15 protein-coding genes, 2 tRNA genes and 4 pseudogenes are annotated in these 26,099 nt (G+C 34.7%); 13 read left to right on the forward strand and 8 right to left on the reverse strand.

Annotated features, from left to right (window positions below; translation table 11 throughout):
• Nucleotides 1-235: 235 nt before the first annotated feature.
• The 3 genes from ACRRVD_RS01125 to tyrS all read right to left on the reverse strand — a co-directional run bounded on the left by ACRRVD_RS01125 (nucleotide 236) and on the right by tyrS (nucleotide 4,400).
• Nucleotides 236-1,426, reverse strand: coding sequence for a phosphoglycerate kinase (locus ACRRVD_RS01125; RefSeq protein WP_432461343.1), 1,191 nt, complete (start codon nucleotides 1,424-1,426; stop codon nucleotides 236-238).
• 131 nt (nucleotides 1,427-1,557) lie between these two features.
• Nucleotides 1,558-3,096 carry a YifB family Mg chelatase-like AAA ATPase gene (locus ACRRVD_RS01130; RefSeq protein WP_432461344.1) on the reverse strand — a complete coding sequence of 513 codons (1,539 nt, stop codon included), beginning with the start codon at nucleotides 3,094-3,096 and terminating at the stop codon, nucleotides 1,558-1,560.
• Nucleotides 3,097-3,107: 11 nt separating this feature from the next.
• Entirely contained in the window at nucleotides 3,108-4,400 is a 1,293-nt protein-coding gene (tyrS, locus tag ACRRVD_RS01135; RefSeq protein WP_432461345.1) for a tyrosine--tRNA ligase, read from the reverse strand.
• A gap of 452 nt (nucleotides 4,401-4,852) precedes the next feature.
• Here tyrS and ACRRVD_RS01140 point away from each other — a divergent pair, with 452 nt between their 5' ends.
• Complete coding sequence (locus ACRRVD_RS01140) at nucleotides 4,853-5,446, forward strand: hypothetical protein (protein ID WP_432461346.1); 594 nt, start codon at nucleotides 4,853-4,855, stop codon at nucleotides 5,444-5,446.
• A 210-nt stretch (nucleotides 5,447-5,656) separates the two neighbouring features.
• Nucleotides 5,657-7,360, forward strand: coding sequence for a M3 family oligoendopeptidase (locus ACRRVD_RS01145; RefSeq protein WP_432461347.1), 1,704 nt, complete (start codon nucleotides 5,657-5,659; stop codon nucleotides 7,358-7,360).
• Nucleotides 7,361-7,616: 256 nt separating this feature from the next.
• Here ACRRVD_RS01145 and ACRRVD_RS01150 read toward each other — a convergent pair.
• Both ACRRVD_RS01150 and ACRRVD_RS01155 read right to left on the reverse strand, forming a co-directional pair.
• Nucleotides 7,617-8,317: pseudogene (locus ACRRVD_RS01150) on the reverse strand (IS6 family transposase).
• 1,892 nt (nucleotides 8,318-10,209) lie between these two features.
• Nucleotides 10,210-11,388: an ankyrin repeat domain-containing protein gene (locus tag ACRRVD_RS01155; RefSeq protein ID WP_432461348.1), complete on the reverse strand. Its 1,179-nt coding sequence runs from the start codon at nucleotides 11,386-11,388 to the stop codon at nucleotides 10,210-10,212.
• A 279-nt stretch (nucleotides 11,389-11,667) separates the two neighbouring features.
• Here ACRRVD_RS01155 and mutS point away from each other — a divergent pair, with 279 nt between their 5' ends.
• From mutS to ACRRVD_RS01185, 6 genes are all read left to right on the forward strand, one after another.
• Entirely contained in the window at nucleotides 11,668-14,265 is a 2,598-nt protein-coding gene (gene mutS, locus ACRRVD_RS01160; RefSeq protein ID WP_432461349.1) for a DNA mismatch repair protein MutS, read from the forward strand.
• Nucleotides 14,266-14,336: 71 nt separating this feature from the next.
• Nucleotides 14,337-14,409: transfer RNA gene (locus tag ACRRVD_RS01165), tRNA-Gly, on the forward strand.
• A gap of 109 nt (nucleotides 14,410-14,518) precedes the next feature.
• Nucleotides 14,519-14,603: transfer RNA gene (locus ACRRVD_RS01170), tRNA-Leu, on the forward strand.
• A gap of 55 nt (nucleotides 14,604-14,658) precedes the next feature.
• A complete protein-coding gene (locus ACRRVD_RS01175) occupies nucleotides 14,659-14,901 on the forward strand; it encodes a SemiSWEET family sugar transporter (RefSeq protein ID WP_432461350.1) in 243 nt (80 codons plus the stop codon).
• A gap of 142 nt (nucleotides 14,902-15,043) precedes the next feature.
• Nucleotides 15,044-15,559 carry a metallophosphoesterase family protein gene (locus ACRRVD_RS01180; protein ID WP_432461351.1) on the forward strand — a complete coding sequence of 172 codons (516 nt, stop codon included), beginning with the start codon at nucleotides 15,044-15,046 and terminating at the stop codon, nucleotides 15,557-15,559.
• Between the two features lie 13 nt (nucleotides 15,560-15,572).
• Nucleotides 15,573-16,349, forward strand: coding sequence for a TatD family hydrolase (locus tag ACRRVD_RS01185; protein ID WP_432461352.1), 777 nt, complete (start codon nucleotides 15,573-15,575; stop codon nucleotides 16,347-16,349).
• A 3-nt stretch (nucleotides 16,350-16,352) separates the two neighbouring features.
• Here the strand turns inward: ACRRVD_RS01185 and ACRRVD_RS01190 are convergent, their stop codons facing one another.
• On the reverse strand, nucleotides 16,353-19,121 hold the full coding sequence (locus ACRRVD_RS01190) for a putative LPS assembly protein LptD (RefSeq protein WP_432461353.1): 2,769 nt from the start codon (nucleotides 19,119-19,121) through the stop codon (nucleotides 16,353-16,355).
• A gap of 908 nt (nucleotides 19,122-20,029) precedes the next feature.
• A pseudogene (locus tag ACRRVD_RS01195) lies at nucleotides 20,030-20,323 on the reverse strand (Rpn family recombination-promoting nuclease/putative transposase); the annotation flags it as partial.
• Nucleotides 20,324-20,739: 416 nt separating this feature from the next.
• Here ACRRVD_RS01195 and ACRRVD_RS01200 point away from each other — a divergent pair.
• Nucleotides 20,740-21,888, forward strand: coding sequence for an RtcB family protein (locus ACRRVD_RS01200; RefSeq protein ID WP_432461354.1), 1,149 nt, complete (start codon nucleotides 20,740-20,742; stop codon nucleotides 21,886-21,888).
• A gap of 31 nt (nucleotides 21,889-21,919) precedes the next feature.
• Here the strand turns inward: ACRRVD_RS01200 and ACRRVD_RS01205 are convergent.
• Nucleotides 21,920-22,111: pseudogene (locus tag ACRRVD_RS01205) on the reverse strand (hypothetical protein); the annotation flags it as partial.
• Nucleotides 22,112-22,183: 72 nt separating this feature from the next.
• Here ACRRVD_RS01205 and ACRRVD_RS01210 point away from each other — a divergent pair.
• The 4 genes and pseudogenes from ACRRVD_RS01210 to ACRRVD_RS01225 all read left to right on the forward strand — a co-directional run.
• Nucleotides 22,184-22,395, forward strand: a pseudogene (locus ACRRVD_RS01210) (transposase); the annotation flags it as partial.
• A gap of 292 nt (nucleotides 22,396-22,687) precedes the next feature.
• Entirely contained in the window at nucleotides 22,688-23,914 is a 1,227-nt protein-coding gene (locus ACRRVD_RS01215) for an ankyrin repeat domain-containing protein (RefSeq protein WP_432461355.1), read from the forward strand.
• 285 nt (nucleotides 23,915-24,199) lie between these two features.
• Nucleotides 24,200-24,439, forward strand: coding sequence for a tyrosine-type recombinase/integrase (locus ACRRVD_RS01220; protein WP_432461356.1), 240 nt, complete (start codon nucleotides 24,200-24,202; stop codon nucleotides 24,437-24,439).
• A 374-nt stretch (nucleotides 24,440-24,813) separates the two neighbouring features.
• Nucleotides 24,814-25,767 (forward strand): ankyrin repeat domain-containing protein, encoded by a 954-nt coding sequence (locus ACRRVD_RS01225; RefSeq protein ID WP_432461357.1) that lies wholly within the window; start codon nucleotides 24,814-24,816, stop codon nucleotides 25,765-25,767.
• Nucleotides 25,768-26,099: the final 332 nt, after the last annotated feature.

A 26,099-nucleotide genomic window follows, 5' to 3' on the forward strand; every position in this document is an offset into this window, starting at 1 on the left:
TTTTTTCGTAGATAGCGAATTTATAGCTACAGTGTAAACTTTTAAAGTATAACCAACATGGTATGGTTACAGTAATAGCAAGCAATTTTTTGATAAAAACGGAGGAAAAATTTGATAGAAAACTCAAGTAAAAAAATATCTATCATTTTATATCTTAACGCAACATAAAGCCTTTGTTTAACTTCAATAAAGCAAACATTAGATCTATCCATTTATCTATTACTTCATAGCTACGCTATGCATTAAGTGCTTCTAAACTAGGTAATTTTCTATTTGCTGCAATATAGGCCAGTAAAGCTCCTCCCCCTGTAGAAATATAAGAAACATGATTTTCATATCCTATTTGTTTAATGGCAGCAGCTGTGTCTCCACCACCTACTATGCTATAGGCACCCTGTTGCGTAGCTTTTGCAATGGCCTGAGCAATAGCTACTGTTCCAGCCGCACATTTATCCCATTCAAATATCCCTATAGGCCCAGCCCATAATATGGTCTTAGCTTGTAGGATCAATCCAGCAAAGTGTGCTTGTGTAGATGGCCCTATATCTAATACATAGGTACCGTAGGGTATATCAGTAAGCGATAAGGTAGATACCATAGCTTCTACATGTATTTCAGGAGCAGTTATGGCATCGGTTGGCAACCACAGTTGACAGTGGCTGTTGTGCATCAACAGATCAAACAACCTACTGGCAATTACCTCTGCTTGTTCATCAATACGGGAAAGATGTAGCCCCTGTTTTGCACGGGAAAAAGGTAGTATAAGGCCTCCAGCAATCAATATATGGTCTACATAAGATATTAAGCCTTCAATAGGCTTTGCTTTATCTACCAGTTTATTGCCCCCCATAATGGCCATAACAGGAGATGATTCTTTTGAAAAAAGTTTATCAATAATGGCTATTTCCTGTTGCAATAAATAGCCCGCATATCGTTCTTTAAAATAAGTAGGTAGTAAACTAGTAGAAACATGATTTCTATGGATGGTTCCAAAAGCGTCATTAATATAGACATCTGCTAATCCAGACAACTCTTGCGCAAAATGTTTATCATCTAATAGTTCTTCTGCATAAAAACGTATATTCTCAAGCAATAAAATACTTCCTGGTTTTAGTGCTTCTATGCAGGTTTTTACCGCGGCGCCTACACAATAAGGTACAAAAGCAATAGATACTTGCAATAAACTAGATAGTGTAGGTAAAAGCTTACTTAATGAATAACGTACATCATATCCATTTTTGGGTCTACCAAAATGGGTCAGTAAAATAGCTATTCCACCATCCTTTATTACTTTTTGAATCGTTGGTAAACTACTTCGAATACGTCGGTCATCCGTAATGATACCCTGATCCGTTATAGGTACATTAAAATCAACCCGTATAAGTACTTTTTTATTCTTAAAAGAAACACACTGAATACCAATCATAAAAATATATAATCATCTGCGTAAAGGTAATAGAACACAACTAAATAGCAATATTTTACATAAATATTAGATACTATTATGCGTCAATATATCATAGCCAAAGCCACTGTTCCATTTGAATAGTCTACTTGTTAGCTACCCCATCCTGCTCGATCTAAGCTACGATACTGAATCGCCTCTGCCAAATGTACCTCTGATATATTTGCACTACCCGCTAAATCGGCAATCGTTCTGGCTACTTTTAAAATCTTTTCATATGCTCTTGCGGAAAGACCCAGCTTTTCCATAGCCGCTTGTAACAGCTTTTGTCCAGCTATTGAAATAGGACAAAACAGCTTAGTTAGCTTAGAAGACATCCGTGCATTGGTATAGAGTTGTACATGATCTTGAAAACGCTTTTGTTGTATTTGCCTTGCCTGCACAACACGTTCCCGAATCAAATGACTTGCTTCATTTTTTTTTGAAGCAGTCAATGTTTCAAATAGTATAGGTACGACCTCTACATGGAGATCTATTCTATCCAATAGTGGTCCACTAACCTTATTGAGGTAACGTTGCACATGAACCGTACTACACATACATGGTTTTTCAGGATGATTATAATAACCACAGGGACAAGGATTCATGCTGGCAATAAGCATAAAGTTAGCTGGAAATTCAATGGAAAACTTAGCTCTTGAAATGACTACTTTACCATCTTCTAAAGGTTGACGCATAACTTCCAGTACGCTCCGTTTAAACTCTGGCAATTCATCTAAAAAGAGGACTCCATGATGGGCCAAAGAAATCTCACCAGGTTGTGGGAAAGTACCTCCTCCTACTAACGCTACATCACTAATCGTATGGTGTGGCGCTCGAAAGGGTCTTGTAGAGAGTAGTCCACCACTACTATCCATACGCCCTACTATCGAATAGACTTTAGTAGTCTCTAATGTCTCAGCCAAAGTAAAAGGGGGTAAAATAGAGGGCAACCGCTTGGCCAACATGGTTTTACCTGCACCAGGAGGTCCAATCATAATAACATTATGTCCGCCAGCTGCTGCAATTTCGAAGGCTCTTTTAATATTTTCTTGTCCTTGTACATCTGCAAAATCTACTGCATATGCATCTGATTGGGCTGCAAAGAGTTTACGTGTATCTACCTCTATAGGATGAATGGCACGTTCTCCAGACAAAAAGGCGATTGCTTCTGTAATATGGTTGACAGCAATGACCTCTATTTTACGTACAACAGCCGCTTCTACCCCATTCTTTTCTGGAACAATCATACCTTTAAATCCATTTTTATGGGCCTCAATAGCAATAGGCAATACCCCCTTTACCGGTCTAAGCGCTCCGTCTAAAGCCAATTCGCCCATAATAATATAAGTAGACAAACGAGCTAAATTATATTGTTCTGAAGCATGTAAAATAGATAAAGCAATCGGTAGGTCATAAGAAGCGCCCTCCTTGCGTATATCCGCAGGAGCAAGGTTTACAATGACACGTTGCCGAGGCATCGTACATTTAATCTGCTTTAATACCGACTCTATTCGGTGTTGACTCTCCTTAATAGCACTATCTGGAAGCCCTACCATAAATAGGCTTGTGCCATTCACAATGCTTACCTCTATAGATACAACAAAAGCGTTTACACCATATACTGCACTGCTGAAAGATCTAGTGATCATCTTAAAAAAAATTACTCAACAACAACAATAAGGTAGTAATTTTTTTTACCTTTTTGGACCAATAGATAACGATTATGCAATAAGATAAAATCTGGCTTTTGGTAAGGATCGGTTATCAATACCTTATTTACCTTTATGCCACCTGATGTGATCACGCGTCTTGCTTCTGACTTAGAAGCCATAATACAATTTTTTGTAGCCACGGACAATAAAGAGACTACAGAGTCTATTGCACTTAATGCAATGCGTGTGATATGGACCTTAGGTATGGTTGCACAGACACGCAATATATCTTCTTCGCTTAGGGCACAGAGTGCATCTGTTGAAGCAGTATGGCTAAAAAGAATATTACTACAGATTATGGCTTGCCTACAAGCTGCTTCTGAATGGACCATACTGGTGACCATTTTAGCCAATGTTTGCTGTAAGAGTCTTGTTTCGGGTTTGGATTGATGTGTTAAAATAAGTGCTTCTACTTCTTCTTTTTTAGCAAAAGAAAAAATTTTAATTAATTTTTCCACTTCATGATCTCCACTATTCAACAAAAACTGATAGAGCTCATAAGGAGACGTTTGGGCTGGATCTAACCATATATTGGTGCCAGCATCTGTTTTCCCAAATTTAGTTCCATCCGAACGGGTAAGCAAAGGAGCCGTTATGGCAAAAGCATGACATTGAGATTTTTTACGAATAAGCTCAACACCTGTAGTTAAATTACCCCATTGATCAGATCCACCCATTTGTAGGGTTACATTTTTATGTAGATGGAGATGGTAGAAATCATACCCTTGTAGCAATTGATAAGCAAATTCGGTATAAGAGATACCGGTCTCTATGCGTTTTTTTACACTATCTTTAGCCATCATATAGCCAACAGATATATGTTTTCCTATGTCACGTAGAAATCCTAGGAAAGAGCAGTCTTTAAACCAATCAAAATTATTTAATAAAATAGCTTTGTTGGGACCAGTAGAAAAATCTAAAAATTTTTCTAACTGTTTGGCAATAGATGCTTCGTTGTAACGCAATACTTCTTCTGTTAAAAACACTCGCTCTTTGCTACGCCCAGAAGGATCGCCAATCATACCGGTAGCACCACCTACTAATGCAATAGGCTTATGCCCCGCTTCTTGAAAGTGTTTTAACAACATAATAGGAACCAAATTCCCTAGATGTAAAGAAGGCGCAGAAGGATCGAACCCAACGTATCCGATAGCCATCCCTTCGTTGAGATGTGCTGCTGTACCTGGAACCATATCATGAATCATACCACGCCAGTATAAACTGGCAATAAAATCTTTCATAGCATCAAAAAATAAAAGAGCAAAATAGGTAATATTATAAAGAATGACAATAAAATAGCAGTGCCATCAGATGGTACACTACACCGTATAAAGCATGAGTCAAATAAAATCATAGAGAAACATTTGTAGGAGATGGTTATTTTTAAATGATAAATCAGATAAACAAACGAATATATATAGATTAGGTTTCTAACATAAAATTTTATTTTTAGATTGATAGCCTTGCATAGGCTAAAAAAAATTAGCTTATTGGTATATGGTTAAACACACAAAATGGATTTCCTATGCTCTGTAATAATCTTATAGCAATTTTTGTCCGTTTTTCAATAGTTTCTATTTTATACGTCTGTTTATATGCTGGATCTTGTAAAAATCGAACCGCTTCTAACAAGACTAATCTTATAGTTAAAAAGCATCCAAAAAAACATCGAACTGTTTTTAATGACGTAGAAATGAATCAAGAAAAGGATGATATCGTTTCTGAAAACAATCCTGAAGGACAAAAAAATCATAGCCTATCAGAGGATTCGGCACCAACGCATCAAGTAAATAGACCACCAACCTTTACACTAAAAGACATTACTACTATAAAAGCTGGAACAACTTCATCTATGTCACTAGAATCAACTGGCCACACAGAAGGCTATATCATTAAATCTGTTTCAGTAAAACGAAATGGATCGTATTATACAAATAAATTTAGGGTTAAATCAATTGAAAACCAGCCTATACCGGCTACTGGTTTATCCATCACCCTAACTACTGATCCAAACTTAAAAACGGGGGCTTATACATTGAGAATGAAAATAGGAAAAACAGGAAAAGGAAGCAAACCAACAGAACAATGGGTAGAATATATGATTCATGTTAGCAAAGATGAAGTAAAAAATGAATCAGAAGATTCATCATGTAGTGACGTACCACCGGTACAAGTATCGAATAATGAAAGACTACCAGAAAATACTGCTAAAAACAAAAAGAAACATTCGGCGAAGAAGCATACCCCACCTACTCAACTCAGTTTTACACCAAAATTAACGCAATAATCTAACCCCAAGTTGACGTTATAATACGAATACAAAGGTACGACGTACGACACGGAAACAAAGTTTATAAAACTTTGTTCGGTTTTTTAGGGGCACTATACATTTTTCAATTCCCCAAATTTAAAACACAAGGGAGCTTCTTTAAACTCAAATATTAAAATCTAATCTATCGTTCACGTTAAAAAAATTCTTCATATAAAAATATATTCTATGGAAAAATACATTCGTACTTTTTTGCCAACAGATTACGTCATCACAGATTGGGCGTCCATTGAATCCTTTTACAGCCACTTACTGGCTAGAGACCTTTCTTCATTGGATGGTCTAAAACAATTTTTAGCCGATTGGAGTGAGCTAGAAGGGGCGCTAGAAGAGGAGGCAGGCTGGCGTTATATTCGCACCTCTTGCAATACGATTGATGCAGTCGCTAAAGAGCGTTATGAATACTATATTACAGCCATAGCCCCTCATCTAGCTGCTGTTACAGATCAATTGAATCAAAAAGTTTTAGATGCAAAAGTGGGACACATATTACGTAAAGAAACGCAATATGATATCTTTTTTCGAAAGATCGAAAATCAATTGCGTTGCTACAGACAAGAAAACATACCTATTCAAACTGAAATTCAGTTAAACGAAAGTAAATTTGGTGTGATGGCAGGTGCAATGGCAATAGAGATAGCTGGGGAAGAATGTACTTTGCAACAAGCTGTACCCCATTTAGAATCTACCGACCGAGCCTTTCGACGTGAGGTATATGATAAGATACAACAACGCAGGTTGCAAGATAAAGATGCACTTAATGTACTCTACTCAAAGCTGATTCAGCAGCGCCATCAGTTGGCTTTAAATGCTGGGTTTAAGAATTTTAGAGACTACGCCTTCGTATCTATGGATCGATTTGATTACACCGCAGCAGATTGTTTGACCTTGCATACAGCGATCCAAGAAGAAATAGTTCCGCTGCTCAATGAATGCGCAAAAGCGCGCAAAGCAGAGCTGGGATTGGCGATACTGCAGCCATTTGATCATGCAGTAGATATACAAGGCAGAAAGGCATTGCGTCCTTTTACAGATGCCGAAGAACTCGTTGCTAAGACCATTACGGTATTTGAGCAGTTGGATCCTTTTTTAGCAGATTGTTTGCGTACCATGCAACAAATGGGGCATTTGGACTTGGCCTCCCGTAAGGGAAAAGCGCCTGGTGGATATAATTATCCTTTGGATGAGACCGGTGTACCTTTTATTTGTATGAATACAGCTTCTACTGTAGATGATGTAAGAACTATGTTCCATGAAGGAGGTCATGCGATTCATTCTTTTTTAGTCCATAACTTGTCCCTAAATGCTTTTAAGCATTGTCCATCAGAAATTGCAGAATTGGCCTCTATGTCTATGGAGTTACTTACTATGCCGTATTGGGATGTTTTCTTTGTTAAACAAGAGGAGCTTAATCGTGCTAAAAAAGATCATTTGATACATGTGATCAGTTGTTTGCCTTGGATAGCTGCCATTGATTCTTTTCAGCATTGGGTCTATACGCATCCTGATCATACTTTATCAGAAAGAGCAGAAAATTGGAATCGTATCTTTAGTAGCTTTTCAGATAGTGTAACGGATTGGACAGGTTACGAGGTAGTGAAAAGCCATTTATGGCAAAAACAATTGCATCTTTTTGAAGTGCCCTTCTATTACATAGAATATGCTATCGCACAGCTTGGTGCAATAGCAGTATGGAAGCATGCGCAAACAAACCCTAAACAAACATTGAATAGTTACCTAAATGCATTAAAATTAGGCTATACCGCATCGATCCCTGAGGTTTACCAAACAGCCGGTGTTGGTTTTGATTTTAGCAAGGGACATATTCGTTCCCTTGCGCAATTCGTGCGTAAAACTTGGACGAAGCTTTAGCCTTAGCGTTGCACTTTTCTCAATAAAAGTCACTTTCTTTTGTATGCATTTTTACTATGTCATGGGTGTTTTATTGGATCAGCTGTATTTGGGTACTTGACATTCAGATGTCATAGAATGACTAGACCTTGTGCGAATCTAGTAGAATCCAATTATGTATATAATTAACTTAGGAAGTGGTCATGTAAAATCGTTGGTTCTGTCGCATCTGTATTTAATTTTGTATAGTTTTCTCCCTTGTCTTGAATTTTGGATATTATGCGACCATAAATTTAGCAAAGTTATCAAAAGTAGATACCTGTTTTTTAGCTCCGATTAATTGTCCTTTTTGAATGATTCTGATATTTTCTATCCCTGTAATGGTAATGTTAGCCGAATGGAAACTCTTAAATCCCAGCATGGGTTTGATCCGTTTTTTAATGAATCTATGATCTTGTTCACTCTATTATATTAAAGTATGTTTGAAAATACTATATGGATATCTTCTGATCGATCCTGTTCTGTATTTAACACATATCAGAGTGCAGCTTATTACTACCCATTTGTCAACTACATCACTTGGGACGGAGTCATATTTAATCTGATAGCCTTCACGGAAAAAAAATAAAGGAGCTGAACAGACTTGTCTCTACGTGCCACTTAGAAAAAATATCACTGTATCTCCTAACGATCTACTCCTCGTATATGAAATAAAGTCCACTTATCCATTTAGTTTACGTAATTTCATCCATTCTCCAACTCACTACCAACTGGCGTTTTCTTCTTACTTCTATCTATAAGGACTTGAACTTAATACCCACCTTTGTAAAGTAGAATGATCAATATTTGCGCCTCTCATATGCATCATCTCTTCTAACTCTCTATAGCTTAAAGAAAAAACGACATTCATGTAGACAAATAACAATATTAACTCCGTGAAGAACAAAATCCTTTAAATACCGAAATAATTTCGTTAATAGTAAAACATTTTAGTCAATTTTAACTAAAATTACTAAAATAAATACCTCTTTAAAACAAATGCGACAGAACCTTTCCTAAACCGATTTAGCTGTGTTTAAAACCTTATATTTAACTATTAACTATCGCACAGAAAGATGACCCATGCCAATTCACCAATGGAGTGCAGCTAAGCACATTTTTTTAATTAAATTCGAAAATAGAATTTAAAAACATAAAAAATTTTACACAGTTAAAATGGACCATAGGGTCAAGTTAAGGAATTATATAGCTAATTTTTATCATATTAGAGTTTATAGTTCTTTTTTATATACTGCTCTTTCAGGCAAAATATTGGACCAGTTTAAGAATAATTTAAAAAAAAATATATGTTAAATCATCTAAACCTTTAATTACCGATCCCAATATAGTTCTTTGCTCCTTTTTTTGAGTTCAATTAACGCTTTAGTTAATAACTAACTTCTCTATCAGTTCCAGTTTACAGCTACTATGCCATGAAAAAATAAGTTAATTACACAGAATTTGCAATAATTCACATAATATTCTTGCGCAGAGTTTATTTACCTTGTAATTCACTTCTCATAGCCTAACATGCTTCTACTAATAAGCTTAAAAACAGCTCAAATTTGCCCATCTAACTCATAAAATAGACCTTTATATTCACTAGCTATCTTACTAACTGAATATTGGTTAATCCATTATTGTCCAATCAAGTAATCGTTGTTCTTTGGGACATAGGATATCCACGACTCTTAGCTAACATATTACTTTCTTCTCCTTTTGATGAGTTTGTGTCACCCTGTTTAATTTATGCAGATTCATTCTAACCGGAGCTAAATCCTTTCCTAGCATAGAACCTCTTTTCTAAGAAAATCTTTTGATTGCTAACAAGGTTAATTAAATCTATCATCTTGATTCATTTGTCATCATTACTTATATTAGCTGTCGGAGTTCATAAGCGGCCTGATAAAGTAAGCACCTGTTTCTATTAAATTTGCTTTAAACTAAATTAGAACAAAATATCCTAAGTCGGCTAATATAGATCATTACCTTTTTATATCTTCCCAAAATAGTTCGTCTATCTGACCTACATACCTCAGTTACTCTAACCTATCTACTCTTGATTAGATAGTCCAAATAGTACCTGTAATTAAAGAAATTTTAGCCTATTAGGTCGTCCCTTATTAACTAGATCCCATCCTTTATAAAATACTTTCCATACTGTATAATGGCTAAGGCCTATCCTTGACTACTATCAAGCAGCCTTACACTATAATTGTTTCCAAAAATGTACAATCAATCGCAATCTGCTTTAGAATATCGTAAACATTCTCAATATACATTACTTGCAGTGAACCAGTAACAGCAATTGATGAATTTTAGATAACTTAAACCTTGATTGAAATTTACATGATCTTCATGCAACAAATCTACACATGTTTCTAAAGCTCAAATCCCGTACCTCCCACTATACCAATACTAATTGTTTAATAAAAGACAGAACCTGTAAGTTCCTATTCCTTGATAAACCTTAATAGTGCGGCATACATTCATTTAGCTGTTCTTTACTAAAAAAAATTCTTTTAAATATTACCCGATAATGTTATACTTATGCATAGTATAAGCTTACTTGATTAATCATTGAAGATAATCAACTGTACTACTTTAACTTTTTTTATCCTTATACCATATAAAAAATTGATAAAATTTTATCTTGTGCTTTTCTTATAAAAATCATATCTTTAAATTCAAACACCTATATTCCAAAAACAGACCCATATAAATATTTTTATGGTAATTAAAATCATTTAATATCAGTACTATATCCTTAACTTGACGCCTATGGTTAAATGGACAGAGCCGACTATAAAGGCTTGTTTTTCTGTATGATTTTATACACCTATTGCTATGTTTTGTGCAGACCTATATCGATCCACTATTTTTAGCAATTTATCCTTGTATTCCTCTTTGATGGTCCCTTTTTTCCATAAGCCATTAATTTCATTAGCAATAGATTCCCAATCCGTTGTAGCCAAATTATTCTCTACAGTGGACAAGATAGATTCGAACATCTTTACATTATTTTCAAAAATACCAACCCATCTTTGTGTAGTATGTTTTGGCAAACAAGCACGGGCGAATACAGAACGCCCTTCTTTATCTTTCTCAAAAAGTTTACTAATGGATGTACTTTTATCGTTACACAAATGCTCTATTCTATGAAAGACTACTTGAAATACATCTGTATGGTTATCACGCACCGCCATATGTAGTGGCGTTCTTCCCTTTTTATCCTGCGCACATAAATCTGCTACAGCAGAAAGTCGGTTTACCAGCAATTTTACTAAATGGTCAAGATTATGTTCTATTACCAGATGAAGTGGTGTCTCATATTGCTTATTTTTTTCTTTTAAACCTTGCTGATCGAGCTTATTAATGAGTGATAAAGCTATATCTTGGTATTTTTGTTCAATCGCCAAATGTAATGGGGAAGAATCTGAAGTTGCATCTTTGGTACAGATATCTGTTTTAGAGTAATTTAATAAAATGGCAGCTATTGCTTCCTTTTTATGCAAGAGTGCTTCCAAAAGTGGAGTTGAGCCTTTTTTTGCTTTATTGATATCAATGTGCTTATTGGCAACCAGCTGCTTAACGATTTCTGTATAACCTTTTTCTATAGCTATACCCAGTGCAGTTTTGTTGCTCTTTTTATGATATATATTCGCAAAATCTTTATTCTTATATTCAAAACTAGATGCAATATCTTCATCTATACGCTTTAAGATATGCTTTACTTTTTCAAGCTGATTGTAACTTACTGCAGTGTAGAGCCAGTTCTTACCTGTTTCTCTATCTGGTATACTAATATCTTTTTTGTTTCCTATTTCATCACAAAACTCCTTGTTCGTTGTTGTTTTTACGATTCTGTCCTGTATGCCACTACCTGACTGACAGCTTCTACCTTGCAAGACAAACGATAGCGATAGAACCGCAATGCTTTTTGCAAAAAAACAAGACTGTTTGGTATTTAAATTAAGCTTCTTTATCTGTTTTTTTGGTTCATTATTCATAATATTATATGTTTTCTTTAAAAACTAAAACTGAATTTTAGAAAAAAATAGTCCTTTTGGTAACTATACGGTATCGCTTATAGGAAAACTTTTACTTTTTTCTAAAAGGATTACCTGTTTTATTATAAGCAATCAAATGGTAAAAAACTAGATACCATCTCGTATTTTACCATTTTAAAACAGATGATTATCGTAAATTTGGTTTGTAGGGGCATCGATTTAGACCAAATTACTTAATTTAAGATCCTTAATATATTTAGATGGTATAATTTTATTGTTATGTCAAAATCGGTTGATTCAACGCCATTAATGCGGCAGTATTGGGCGATTAAAGAAAAGTATCCCGGCGCATTGTTGCTCTTTCGAGTGGGTGATTTTTATGAAACCTTTTTGGAAGATGCGGTTAAAGCCAGTAAGGTGCTAGATATTGCGCTTACGAAGCGGTCTAATGGATCAGCTGCTAGTGTGGCGTTAGCAGGATTCCCCCATCATGCTTTAGATATTTATCTACCTAAATTGGTAAAAGCAGGTTATCGTGTAGCCATTTGTGATCAGTTAGAAGATGCCAAACAGGCTAAAGGTATTGTACAAAGAGGCGTGACTGAACTAGTTACGCCTGGTCTTTCTTTTAGTGAAGCGGTTTTAGATACAAGAGCCAATAATTACGTAGCATCCATTTTTTTTGACAAAACATTGCTAGGGATGGCTTTTTTAGATCTTTCTACTGGAGAATTCTTTGTCACAGAAGGTACGACTGATTACATGCAAAAAATATTGCATCATTTGGCACCATCTGAAATTGTTTTTAACAAAAAACAGCAAACTTTATGGAATGATTTTACGCAAGATTTTTTTCATACGTATGGATTGGAAGATTGGATTTTTCAATTTGATTATGCGTATGGTTTGTTGAACGACCATTTTGGAACCCATTCTTTAAAAGGTTTTGGCATCTCAGATTATCCTGCAGGTATTGTAGCAGCAGGTGTTATTTTACATTATTTATCAGAAACGGAACATAAAGCAATCAAACACATTCGTTCAATGGTCCGACTAGAGGCCCATCAGTATGTTTGGTTGGATCCATTTACCGTTAGAGCTTTAGAGCTGCTAGTTCCTCAGCAAGTAGGCGGAACAGCACTGATTGAAATATTAGATAGAACAGTTACCCCTATGGGGGCACGATTGCTTAAAAAATGGTTGTTGTTTCCGCTTAAGGAGGTGGTTGTGATTCAAGAGCGGCTCGCTATAGTAGAATATTTGGTGGAAGATGCGCCATTAGCCACTTTACTAGTTAACCATTTGAAACAAATAGGTGACTTAGAACGGCTTATTTCCAAAGTAGCAGTTGGCAGGGTGAATCCACGGGAGATGGTAGCCTTAAAAAGGGCATTGCAGCAAGTGCAATCCATACAAACAGCGTTGCAAAGCATTCCATTTCCTTTGCTACAAAAAATGAATGCACAGCTGCATGGGTGTCATACTTTGGTGGACCGTATCGACGAAACACTACAAGAGCAGCCTCCCCTACTTACCCATCAAGGCGGCCTTATTCAACCTCATGTCAATGATCAATTGGATGCTTTAAATAAAATTATGCGTACGGGTAAGGATTACTTGGTTGAACTACAGAAGAAGGAAAGCCAGCGTACCAACATTCCTTCTTTAAAGGTTGCGTATAACCGTGTATTTGGCTATTACCTTGAAGTACCCAATGCGCATAAAAATAAAGTGCCGACGGATTGGATCCGCAAACAAACCTTAGCCCATGCAGAACGGTATAGCTCAGAAGCCCTAAAACAGTATGAAGCACAAATTCTACATGCAGGTGAAGAGGCGCAACTTCTAGAGCAACAACTCTATCAAGCGCTAGTAGCAGAAGCCGTAGAATATATTCCTCAAATTCAAGAAAATGCAAAGCATATTGCAGAATTGGATTGTTATCTTTCGTTTGCCAAACAGGCTTCTGAATACCATTATAGCAAGCCTATGGTAGATGATGGAACCTTGCTCCATCTGAAAGGCAATCGACATCCTGTTATTGAACAACGCTTACCCATAGACAAAGCCTATACGCCTAATGATATTTATTTGGACCCCTCATCACAACAAATCATAGTGATTACAGGGCCTAATATGGCTGGTAAATCAGCTTTATTGCGTCAAGTTGCCCTAACGGTATTAATGGCACAAATGGGTTCTTTTGTACCAGCTGCTTCTGCACAAATTGGGGTGGTAGATAAAATATTTACAAGGGTAGGTGCATCGGATAACTTGGCCCAAGGGGAGTCTACTTTTATGATGGAGATGACCGAAACCGCTAGCATTATGCACAATCTTAGTGATCGTAGTTTGGTATTGATGGATGAGATAGGGCGTGGTACTAGTACCTACGATGGTATTTCTATTGCCTGGGCATTGGTAGAGTATTTGCATCATCATCCACGTTATAAGGCTAAAACGCTTTTTGCCACCCATTACCATGAACTGAATGAATTGGCAAAGTCACTTCCTAGGGTTAAAAACTTTAATGTAGCAGTCCAAGAAATAGAGCAAAAAATTCTATTTTTACATAAACTGGTACCGGGAAGTAGTCAGCATAGTTTTGGTATCCATGTAGCACAAATGGCTGGTATGCCCTCTATGATTTTGGAAAGAGCCAAAGAGGTATTGGCCCACCTATCACAAGTAGGTGGCAAGATCCATACACAAGTGGAAAATGTGCAGCAATACCAGCTAAAACTTTTTGGTCCAGATGAAACTTTAAGTGATTTGAAAGCTTTTTTAGATGGTATGGATATTGACCTTCTTACTCCAGTAGAAGCCTTATTAAAGTTAAATGAAATCAAAAATAGGATTAAAAGATTTAATAACTAGCTATAAAAGTGATAACTATTTTGAAAAAAAAGAATCTTTAAGTAAATTCAACCTATTGTCCTAGCTTATAAGCGAGAATAGCTCAGTTGGTAGAGCACGACCTTGCCAAGGTCGGGGTCGCGGGTTCGAGTCCCGTTTCTCGCTCATGGTATCTTTCTAGACAATTTACTTATTATATGCTATGGTTATAGCTAGTGGTAAAGCAGGTGCCACGGTTATTTTACTGTAAGAATTGCCACAGGTATGCAAGCTTGCCAGGATGGTGGAATGGTATACACGCAAGACTTAAAATCTTGTGGCCTTTGGCCATGCGGGTTCGAGTCCCGCTCCTGGTACCAATATTCTTTTCCTATTGTATCAATGCGCTTTTGTTCTATTTCTTTCTTAGATGTTGTGGCATGTATTGGTTCTTTTACAGCTGTTATATCCCTCCTTCCACAAATTATACAGTCATACAAGACAAAATCTGTAGATGATGTTTCCATGTTGATGCTGTTGAACCTAACCGTTGCCTCGGTTAGCTGGACGCTTTATGGAGCACTCACTGCTGATAAGCCATTACTTGTCACCAATTTATTACTGACGGTTGGTTCATTGATACTGGTAGTGCTCAAACGAAAATACCGCTCTACGTAAGTTGCAAAAGCGGTACCTATTGATTGGACGCAATTTGTCTTTCCTTAGGGTTAAGTCTATTGGTGCAGGGGTCACTTATACGTTGTAATGGGTGGTTATGCCTTAGGTTTTCCTTTTTGATCTTATAGCTCTATATACTGGCATGAAAATTGGTATATTTTCAGATACCCACGGATGGATAGATCCTAAAATTTTTGATCACTTTGAAAAATGCGATGAAGTATGGCATGCAGGCGATATTGGCGATGCCAAATTGCTAACTGCATTTGATCAGTTTAACCATTTTAGAGCAGTGCATGGTAATATTGATGACTCCATAATAAGACAAAAATATCCAGTATTTCAATCATTTCAATGCGAACAGTTGCATGTATGGCTTATGCATATAACCGGTCATCCACCTTTATATACGCCAGAAATACGCACTAAATTAAGCCAAACACAACCTGATATTTTAGTGGGTGGCCACTCACACATTTTGCGGGTGATGCATGATGTAAAGCATCCCCCACTGCTTTATCTTAATCCTGGTGCTGCTGGACGTCATGGCTCCCACTACATGCGTACCCTATTGCGTTTTGAAATAAATAATAAAAATATCAACCATATAGAAGTGATCGAATTGGGCAAAAGGGGCACATTAGTAAATTACCACTAACCACTAATCGATTATGCAATTTATTGACACACATGCACATATATATGATCTTCAAAATGAATTGCCACTGATTTTAGAAAGGGCACAAAAAAACTTTATTAAAAAAATTTATATGCCCAATATAGATACAACAACCATAGCAAAGATGATGGATGTGGCTGCATTATATCCTTGCTTACCTATGATGGGAATCCATCCTTGTTATATCAGAAAAGATTTTGCCAAACCATTATACTTAGTCGAGGAATGGCTTGATAAAGGTGGTTTTATAGCAATCGGTGAAATTGGTATAGATCTATACCATGATACTACCTTATTCGAAGCACAACAGGAAGCATTTAGGATTCAACTTGCATTGGCCAAACGCTATCATCTTCCTGTCTCTATTCACTGTAGAAATGCTTTTAAGGAAGTTATCCAACTACTCGAAAAAGAACAAGATGGCAACCTAAAAGGGGTTATTCACTGCTTTACAGGTAATCTACAAGAAGCAGAAAAATGTATAGCCCTAGGTTTTGCGCTGGGGATTGGCGGCATACTTACCATGGCCAAAAGTGGATTAGCGGCAACAGTGGCCGCTATAGATCTCAACCATTTGGTGTTAGAAACCGATAGCCCTTATTTAACACCAGCACCTCTTCGAGGAAAACCCAATGAGCCAAGCTACTTACCATACATAGCCGAAAAGCTTGCAGTGGTCAAACAAGTAACCTTAGCAGAAGTAGCAGCCGTCACTACACAAAATGCTGAAAAAATTTTTGAGCCAATGAAAGTATTTGCATCCCACTAATATTTAGCCCAAATCAGTTACTTTATTATACGTTCTTTTTCTTGGTAATTTCAATGCTTTTAAAATATTCGCTTTAACCCCCAAAGAAAAATCATATTTACCCGATTCGCCTAGTGGATGCCATTTATAACTAAGTTGCCAGCAGTGTAAATCCCTTTGAATGGAAATTTCTGTAGCAGATGGATCAAGCTTACTTTTCGTAAAGTTATAGGTAGTGGATAACGTTACTTTCCACTTTTTAACTAAGGTAATACTTCCGTTAAAAGTTACATATTTTTCTGTATTGGTATTCTTTTTATCGTCCTGATTCGGATATAATGTTTGATACGTCTTGTTCCACTTATCCTTCTTATACTTATACCATGGGCTTTGATAAATCCAATTAAACTCCCACCCAAAATTCCAAGGCGATTCAAAATCTATCTTTCTTCTTTCAAGCTTATCAGTTGACTGATCACGATCATTTAATAGTTCCTTGGGTTTCTTTTTCTCCTCACTAGAATGATGTGCAAAATCTATATTTATCTTGCATTTTGCTGCTTGCACTTTGCCAAGATACTGACCATGGTTCCATGCAAATTGGTTTATTCTTTTTTCTCGGGTTTGATTTATTTCTGACGATTGAATAAATTGATAAGGGTCAAAATTTGTTGTTAAATCAAAGCCAATCTTTCCTATTTTACCTACTTCTATTTCGCTAGCAAGGTGTATATCTATACCATCTATGAGATGAAATTCTTTTTCTGCAAAATCATATTTTGTCTTAAAATCTAAATTTTTTAACAAATATATTTTACGACTGGTTTGTTTTTTTTGTTTTTCTTCTGGATTTGTTTCTTTTTTTACTTTTAACTCAACTGTATTGTGTAGCTTAAATTTTAGAATAGAGGTAGCCCGATTAGGCAAACTAATGTAAGGCCGTAATCCTTTAAAGGCATATTCTTTTTTATTTTCTACTACTTGGCAATATTTTTCAGAGAAATCAGGTGTATAAGTAAAGTCAACACTGGGTTCTGTCTTTATACGAAAACCTTGCATCCATGTTGCGCTTTCAAAATAATGGGTATAGTATAGCATAGTCCCTATTTCTGCACCAAAATTGCAAGTATAGATTCTATTAAATCCTGGTACCTGTATAGGTCCTTTTGTATCCTTATTTAGCCAATACCATACTTCATTATAGGTAAAATGCGGCTCTATATTGATAAAATCAAATACTTTGCATGGCATGGTAACCGGTATGGTATGTTTTATACCATTTTCTACATAATGGTTCCATGGCCAGGTTACAGGAACAGAGTGAGCTGACGCACGCGATGACCAGGACGAATGGGTAAATGCTGTAGGCGATTGCTCAGCATTCTGAAAGTGCGTTTCAAAATTTATATTATGCTTTAACTGAATATTATGGAACCAATAGTTGCTGCTTTTAGAGCGATCTGTTCTAAATGGATACCAAGTATCTGTACTTAGGCTACCCTCTGGCAAGGTCCAATGTTTAAAATTATACCGAAGGTCATTTTTGTATTTTACTTGTAACGTTAATGCATAGGGAAAGCCTACCAATCGGTCTTGGTAAGATAGACTAAAACCAGATTCATTTTCCATTTTTTTTGGAATTTTTTTATCCTCATCGTCTACTGTTTTGGAAGATTTGTTGTGAAGGTGCACATTTGTATTCAAGCTTCTAGAGGCACGTATAAGGGTTTTATGTTCCCATTTTAAAGACCATCCCTTATCTGTTTCCGTTGTGTTTATTGCATAATCCAGCTCTCCACTACATAAATATCTTTTTTTATAACGGAGTGCATTTTTAAGTTCTACAATACCACTGGAATAAATGCTACCTAAAAAAGAAATGTCTGCATAATCATTGAAGTTTATATAATATCCACCATTACGGAGGTAAAATCCATTGTCCCCCTCCCCTATTTCCGGTGGAATAATACCATGTGTCCGCTTTCCTTCGAGAAATAGGGTACCAAAAATAAAGCCCAATGACGTAGGCACATGGTCAAAGTAAAAACGAAAAGGTCCAGTAGTAATTTGCTTATCTTGAACCATTTTAGCCCGTTTGGCACGTATGTAAAAATGGGGATATGCTAGTCCACAAGTTGTATAAACTATATCTTCAGCATAAAAGGTTGATTCGTCCTCTTTTTTTATCTGCTTGCTTTTTATAATAGAGGCATCTTGTTTGGTAAGTAGTGTAGTTACTAAAGCCCTTTTAGTACCGATATTATAGCGCATCTTATCCATAAAAAAAGTCCGCGTTTGGGTAGAACCCTCTTTGCCATATTTATCTTTTTTTACCTCATTATAGGTAAAGATAGGATTTCCTGTTAATGTATTATATGGATCATTGGTCCCTTGTGCATGAATCGTGTTGCTATGTAAGTGCAAAGCGACTAAACTTGCTTTTAATTTCATACAATCATAGGTAAGCGTACTGGGGCCAATTAAAGAAAGTATACGCTTGTTCGCATCGAAAACAATTGAATCTTCTGCTTGGTAATGCACAATACCCAAAGACTTATCTTTTTCTATATGGGCACAAGATGGCATGAAAAGCCACGGATAGCTTTTATCCAAAAAAAGCGGGTGGCTCCATTTTTTATAAATGATGTATGACTTGTTTTTATAAAAAAAGTTATTCGGTACCATCCAGCTGCTATACCCACTGCTATAGGGATTACTAAAATAGAGCCCACCATTGAAATATTCAGTTGCTTTTGATACAATAAATAAACCACTAACTATAAATGGTACCAAAGCAACTATACGTAGGAAATAAGACCTGGCCACACAAAAAAATTTTACTTTTACCTTTTGGCATCAAAAGAAATAATCCCAAATATAAATCTATGTATTTGTTTTTCATATAGTAAGGGCCAACTATTCTATAGACCTTGTGCGAATCTAGTAGAATTCAATCATGTATATAATTAGTCGGCCCTGAAGTATTATATTAAAGTTGAATTATATCAATATTTCATTTTATAATCAGTTTAAAAAATAAATTACTATATAAAATTTATCTTATATTAAGTTCGATATACTAACTGAACGATAAATTATTCTGTATGTCAATACATTATATATTCTTTGTTGATAAAATACTTGTTTAGTATATGTTAATGTTAATCAGTTCATTAATTCTAAACATTTGTAAATCATACGAATAAATATTTATATGATTTTATAAGAGATACTATCCATTTTATTTTATTTTATTTGGTCTATACTTTGTAAGGTTTTTATACAATACCACTAAAAAACTGGTTATTTATCTATAAAAATTTAACATATTTTTAATAGTTTTTAAATTGATTAACAATTAATTATATAATACTTCAAGGATGACTAAGTCATATAACAGATTCTATTATTGAAGATGTTAAGATATGACAAAACCGTCCCTTAGAATCAGTCTATCCTATCGTTTTTTGATTGTTGGGAAAAAAATCCAGAATATTTTAATACTAATCCAAACTATTTCTTACTGGGACTAAACAAATGACCAATCTGGATTAAAAGTGGTATATTTAGCTATACAAAAGGCATCACAAAAGTGGACCATAGCTCTACATGATTGAAGAGCCGATATGAATCGATTCGCTATAGAACTTGAAGGAAGATTCTCTTAAAAAATAGCACTTACACAAAATCATTTACAGGCTAGTATATAACTTAGCCCAATAATATAAAGCACGTTTATCATAGTCTGCTTCATCTGTGATTTGGATCTCTATATTAAACCTTTTACCAGTTTCACTTAAGGCTTAAATATCTAGGATAGAAAGTTTGTCTCTTCTAAAATTTTTTGGGTTATAGGGATTTAATAGCGTAACATCTACTACCTGATCTTCACTTGAAACCGTAGAATTAATTAAAAAAATCAATAGATGTTTATTTTCTTCTACTCCAAATATTTTCTTAAAGGCTAAATCTACTTTCGACATAATTTGTTCCATTCTTAATAAATCTAATTTTATTATAAATATATATCATATATATTTATACTTTATATTTTATATGGTGTATTAAGAAGTGTTTATTTTAGGTTATTAGAACACTATCACATATGGATAACCGTAAGATGCTCTTCTTATAAAGATCGCCCAAAAGAAATAATAACATCTATTGAATAGATTTTTAATTTTGTCTTTAAGTGCTTTAAATTACCTGTAATTAGAAAACACTTAAAGTATTATTATATTAAATATAGAAAGAAGGAGGATAATATAAAGTCTATTATTTAGATATCTATAGAGAATTGAGATATACTGAATTAAATAACTTAAAAATATTGACACACTTAAAAAGAAAAATTCCTGGGTTAAGCCAATAATCGAATACAGTTATTCAAATTATAATATTAAATATTTTCATGGCTAAAAAAATTAATGTTTATGGTTTAAACATAGAAGAAGAGGCGCTCAAACAATTCAACAATTGTTGTAGCAAAGATTTTGTCGTAGAAGCTGCTTTGATGCCAGATGCACATTCTGGATATGTTGCACCTATAGGTAGTGTAATCAAAACATACAAATCAGTTGTACCTTCTTGGGTAGGCTATGATATAGGATGTGGGATGATCGCTGTTAAAATAGCCAACCACATAGATGAACAAAAGATTATACATGAAAAGGCTCAGCAACTATTTAATCAAGTCAATAGAGACATACCTATGGGGACAGGTCGCTACAATAAACAAAATGATCGAGTTTATTTGGTTGATGAAATGGAAACAGCCATTAGGAGATTAAAGGAATTGACAACTTATCAAGCTTTATGGAATGAGGTATATCATAAATCAAAACCAAATTTAGGTACTTTAGGTTCTGGTAATCATTTTATTGAAATATTGATCAGTGGTAATGAAACGTGGTTAGTGATCCACAGTGGTTCAAGAGGTGTTGGCCATCATATAGCTACTTATTTTATGAAAGCTGTTTCTGGATTGGAAAAAGGGTTTGAAGAAACATTTGCTATTGAAGATGAAAGTTTACGTAATGAATATATGCTTTTTCAGCAATATTGTTTGGAATTTGCTTTGTTAAATAGAATCTCTATGGCGGTAAAAGTTGAAAAATCTATCCATAAAGTAACAGGTATTTCATACAATACCACAGAAAATTTGTGGACAAATAAAAATCACAACCATTGTATTAAAGTAGGGAGCGATCTATTTCTACATAGAAAAGGAGCAACTTCTTCAGATAAGGGAGAACGTGGCGTAATACCTGCTAATATGAAGGATGGTTGTTTTCTAGTTGAAGGGCTAGGTAATGATGATTTTTTAAGTAGTTCTTCACACGGAGCTGGTAGAATAATGTCTCGTAAACAAGCACAAAAATATATCAAGCTAGATCAGTTTAAAGAAGTCATGCAAGGTATCATTGCACCTATAATGACAAAAACAATAGATGAAAGTCCTTTTGCTTATAAAAATATAACAGAAGTCATGGAATTACAGAAAAATAGTGTTAAAATACTACAACATTTAAAGCCAATTATTAACTGGAAAGGGTTTTAAGAGGGTTCTCTCGCATCTACTTTAAGGGAAAGGTAGAGTGATCAATCTTTGCACCTCTTATATGCATCATTTCTTCTATATCTCTATAGCTTAAAGAAAAACGACATTTCATGTAGACAAATAACAAGATTAACTCCGGTGAAGAACAAAATCCTTTAAAATAGGGCAATAATCTACGGGTAATAGTAAAAGCATCTACTTTTGATAACTTTGCTAAACTTATGGCCGCATAATATCCAAATTTGAAGACAAAGGAGAGAACTATACAAAATTAAATACAGATGCGACAGAACCGGATAAATTAATGCTTCGAAAGAGATCCATCATTGAAACCATTATCGATCAGCTTAAAAATATTATCCAGATAGAACATACCAGACATAGAAGCATATCTAATTTTCTTGTCAATTTGATAGCTGGAATTACATCTTACGGACTAAAATAGAAACAACCTTCTATAACTAACATATATATGACTGATTTAAAATAACTTTAATCCCGAACTGATGTTAAATTAATTCATCTTGTTAACTATCGTCTCAAACACAGGATCTAACGCTCAATGAACTATTCAGTTTTTAAGATGAAAAAGGCCGGGGGCGGAACGTGTAAAACAGTATCTAGTACCAGCACTTAAGCAACCTTATTCCAGCTCTTTAATTAAGATAATTTTATAATATAAACGTACGACAGTTAAATGGACATAGCCCGTCTCACCCTATTAAATATTTTTGTATAGATGTATAAAAAACATATCGCGTATATTAACTCTTATAAGATATCCCTACTACTATATAGAGTGCTTTTATTTTTTTTACTTCCTATCTATGGTTATGCTGATTCATATTTATCACCAAAAGAAAGGAATGTTAGGCTACATGTAGTAGTTAAAAGTGGTGATCTACAAGCAGTAGAAGCTTTACTCAATAAACCTGAGGTCGATGTAAATTCGAAAGATAAAGATGGTAAGACGCCACTATATATAGCGGCAAAAGAAGGTTATATAGCAGTGGTAAAAAAATTACTAGCCACTAAAGGTATTCAGCTGAATTTAAAATGTGAAAATGGTTGTACTCCCCTTTATATTGCAGCACAAGAGGGTCATACAGAAGTAGTCAAAGCGTTATTGGAGGTCAATGAAGTTAAGGTAAACGAAAAAGCGACAGATAACTTTACTCCCCTTCATATAGCAGCACAAGAGGGTCATACAGAAGTGGTCAAAGCGTTATTGGAAGATAAAAATATTAATGTAAATGAAAAAGCGATAGATAACTGTACTCCCCTTCATATTGCAGCATATAGTGGTCATACAGAAATGGTCAAAGCGTTATTGGAAGATAAAAGAATTAATGTAAATGAAAAAACGATAGATAACTGTACTCCCCTTCATCTAGCAGCACAAAATGGTCATACAGAAGTGGTAAAAGCCTTATTGGAACATATAAAAATTAAAATCAACGAAAAAGCGATAAATAACTGTACTCCCCTTCATCTAGCAGCACAAAATGGTCATACAGAAGTGGTAAAAGCCTTATTGGAAGATAAAAATATTAATGTAAATGAAAAAACGATAGATAACTGTACTCCCCTTCATCTAGCAGCACAAAATGGTCATACAGAAGTGGTAAAAGTGTTGTTAGGAGTCAAAGAAATTAATGCAAACGAAAAAGCGAAATATAACTTTACTCCCCTTCATCTAGCAGCAAAAAATGGTCATACAGAAGTGGTAAAAGCCTTATTGGAAGATAAAAATATTAATGTAAATGAAAAAACGAAAAATAAATCTACTCCCCTTCATATAGCAGCATATTATGGTCGTACAGAAGTGGTCAAAGCGTTATTGGAACATCCAAATATTCTCGTTAATGAAAAAAACAGATATGATGACACGCCTCTTGATTTAGCTAGGAAAAATCATAATGAAAAAGTAGTTAAATTATTGAAAAAAACATGTATAGTGGACCGAAAAAATCGGACAAATTTTTATAAATTTTTTTTCCGTTTTATTTCTCCTTTAGCGTATTGATTTTTTACATGTGTAAGATAGACGTTCCATTTAATATCACGAACTATCAAAAAATGAGTATAAAAATCGAATGATCTTTTATAACTCATTATCTATTGTATTGTAATCCATACAAAGTAATTACTGATTTCATAAATAACGAATTAAATTCGTAAATTTTAATCTTTTACGAACTTAAACGAAATAGAATAGCATGGGGTATCAATATGTAAGGGAACCTTTACGATTTTAGGAAGCAGATCGGCTCTCTCAAGCTTGTGAAACTGTTCAAGAAAAATTAATCGTATGGACTTTATTAGATACAGGGTTAAGAGTATCCGAATTGTGTGGACTTACTACAGAGCAAATCCTATTGGAATAAGGCAAGTACAAAAAATTATTAAACAGATTGCTAACAAAGCAAAAATAACACAAGAAGTTACTCCCCATGTTTTGCGTCATACTTTTGCCACGTTGGCATTACAAAAAGGAATATCGTTGGCATCTGTACAAAAGATACTTGGACATGATAGGGGTCAACTTTGATATGGGGAATTATTGTACGCTAAGCATTTTTTCTGTTCTTTGTAAAGGTATATTAATTGTCATACAACTATGGTTATTTTATATAATATTATTGATTATCAAATATATTAATTTACAGTATCATCTGGCATATAAACTGGATTTAACCTAATGGATAAAATATTATTTCTATAGTAATTTTCCAATTTATCGGAAAGGCAGTAAAAATTATTAAAATTATTTTTATATTGACATACGATTAAAATATTATTTATAATATAGAATACAAACAAGCTTAGCGTACAATAATTTCCTATATCCAAGATGACTCTTATAATCCTTCTTGGCGTATATGATTATCCGTAATAAGTTTTACATATTTTAATATCATTTCTATGAAAAAGATGAATAAGAAAATAGGCCTATTGATTGGGTTATTAATTTTATCCACCATATCTTCTTGTGTACAGATCAGACAAAAAATGGGTAGACCTACCCTAGGAAATGCAACAAGGAGCTATAACAAGCACAAGAAAAAATATATAATAGGTGGATTCTGTGCTGGGTTATTAACAACATCTGGAATCGCTACTTGGTCTTTTTGGCCTTCATATAGTCAACCATCTGGTATACAACACGAAAATAGTACTGGATTAACACCTACAACTCCATACCTTTCCTCTACAACCTTTCGTCCATCCATACCAGGAGTTTCCAACGCAACAGAATGGGATAGTAGTACTACTTTTACGCCTACCACGCCATACGAACTATCCACAGCTTATAGTTCATCAACAACAGAGGTATCCACCGAAATGGAAGCGAGTAGTACTATATCTATGGGTACTACACCAGCATATAACTCATCAACGGAAGAAGCACGTAGTACTTTCCCAATAACGCCTAGTACAACTGAACGGGAGAGTAGCAGTTCAATCGGTACAACATCAACGACGGAAAAAAATCAAAAAAAATCATGCTACCATGTTACAATAGATATGCTACAGTATGTTCAATGTTTAATACACTACAAGGAAGATCTTAATGAACAATACGATTGGAAGGAGACGACTATTTTGATGGAGGCAGCAAAGCAAGGTAGAAGAGATGTTGTCGAATTATTGATAAAGAATGGAGCAAATAAGGATATAAAAGATATTAGTAACCAGACTGCTTTGATACATGCAATAATATGTAGTAGCCCAGATATTGCAAAGTTGTTGATACATGAAAACGCAGATCTAAATATAAAAGATACCAATAGAAATACTGCTTTAACATATGCAAGAGAACGTGGTTATATCGATGTTGTAGAATTGTTAAAACAAAAAGGAGCAATCGACCAATAGTGGGTACTAGGAAAAATCATGCGTAAATACACGCTAGGCTCATATTCCGAATCAAATAATACTTTTATAAAGTTGTTTTTTTCTGATTTGTAGTATTTTATTTCTTTTATAACTTTTACATAAAAATTATATATTTTCTTATTTTAAGTGGTAATAAAAAACTATGAAAACAATTAATGTAACTCAAGAAAGTTTTATATTATTATCATAATCAATATAAAATATAATTATTAATGTGAAATAATAGATCTGGTTCTGTCGCCTTTGTTTTAAGGGAGCGGTTATTTTAGTAATTTTAGTTAAAAATTGACCAAAATGTTTACTATTACCCA

Source organism: Candidatus Cardinium hertigii (assembly GCF_050864915.1).
GTDB lineage: Bacteria > Bacteroidota > Bacteroidia > Cytophagales > Amoebophilaceae > Cardinium > Cardinium hertigii_D.

Bases quoted from the DNA above. Each gene is read 5' to 3' on its own strand.
- ACRRVD_RS01125 (WP_432461343.1), bottom strand. From the start codon at position 1,426: ATGATTGGTATTCAGTGTGTTTCTTTTAAGAATAAAAAAGTACTTATA.
- ACRRVD_RS01130 (WP_432461344.1), bottom strand. From the start codon at position 3,096: ATGATCACTAGATCTTTCAGCAGTGCAGTATATGGTGTAAACGCTTTT.
- tyrS (WP_432461345.1), bottom strand. From the start codon at position 4,400: ATGAAAGATTTTATTGCCAGTTTATACTGGCGTGGTATGATTCATGAT.
- ACRRVD_RS01140 (WP_432461346.1), top strand. From the start codon at position 4,853: ATGAATCAAGAAAAGGATGATATCGTTTCTGAAAACAATCCTGAAGGA.
- ACRRVD_RS01145 (WP_432461347.1), top strand. From the start codon at position 5,657: ATGGAAAAATACATTCGTACTTTTTTGCCAACAGATTACGTCATCACA.
- ACRRVD_RS01155 (WP_432461348.1), bottom strand. From the start codon at position 11,388: ATGAATAATGAACCAAAAAAACAGATAAAGAAGCTTAATTTAAATACC.
- mutS (WP_432461349.1), top strand. From the start codon at position 11,668: ATGTCAAAATCGGTTGATTCAACGCCATTAATGCGGCAGTATTGGGCG.
- ACRRVD_RS01180 (WP_432461351.1), top strand. From the start codon at position 15,044: ATGAAAATTGGTATATTTTCAGATACCCACGGATGGATAGATCCTAAA.
- ACRRVD_RS01185 (WP_432461352.1), top strand. From the start codon at position 15,573: ATGCAATTTATTGACACACATGCACATATATATGATCTTCAAAATGAA.
- ACRRVD_RS01200 (WP_432461354.1), top strand. From the start codon at position 20,740: ATGGCTAAAAAAATTAATGTTTATGGTTTAAACATAGAAGAAGAGGCG.
- ACRRVD_RS01220 (WP_432461356.1), top strand. From the start codon at position 24,200: ATGGACTTTATTAGATACAGGGTTAAGAGTATCCGAATTGTGTGGACT.
- ACRRVD_RS01225 (WP_432461357.1), top strand. From the start codon at position 24,814: ATGAAAAAGATGAATAAGAAAATAGGCCTATTGATTGGGTTATTAATT.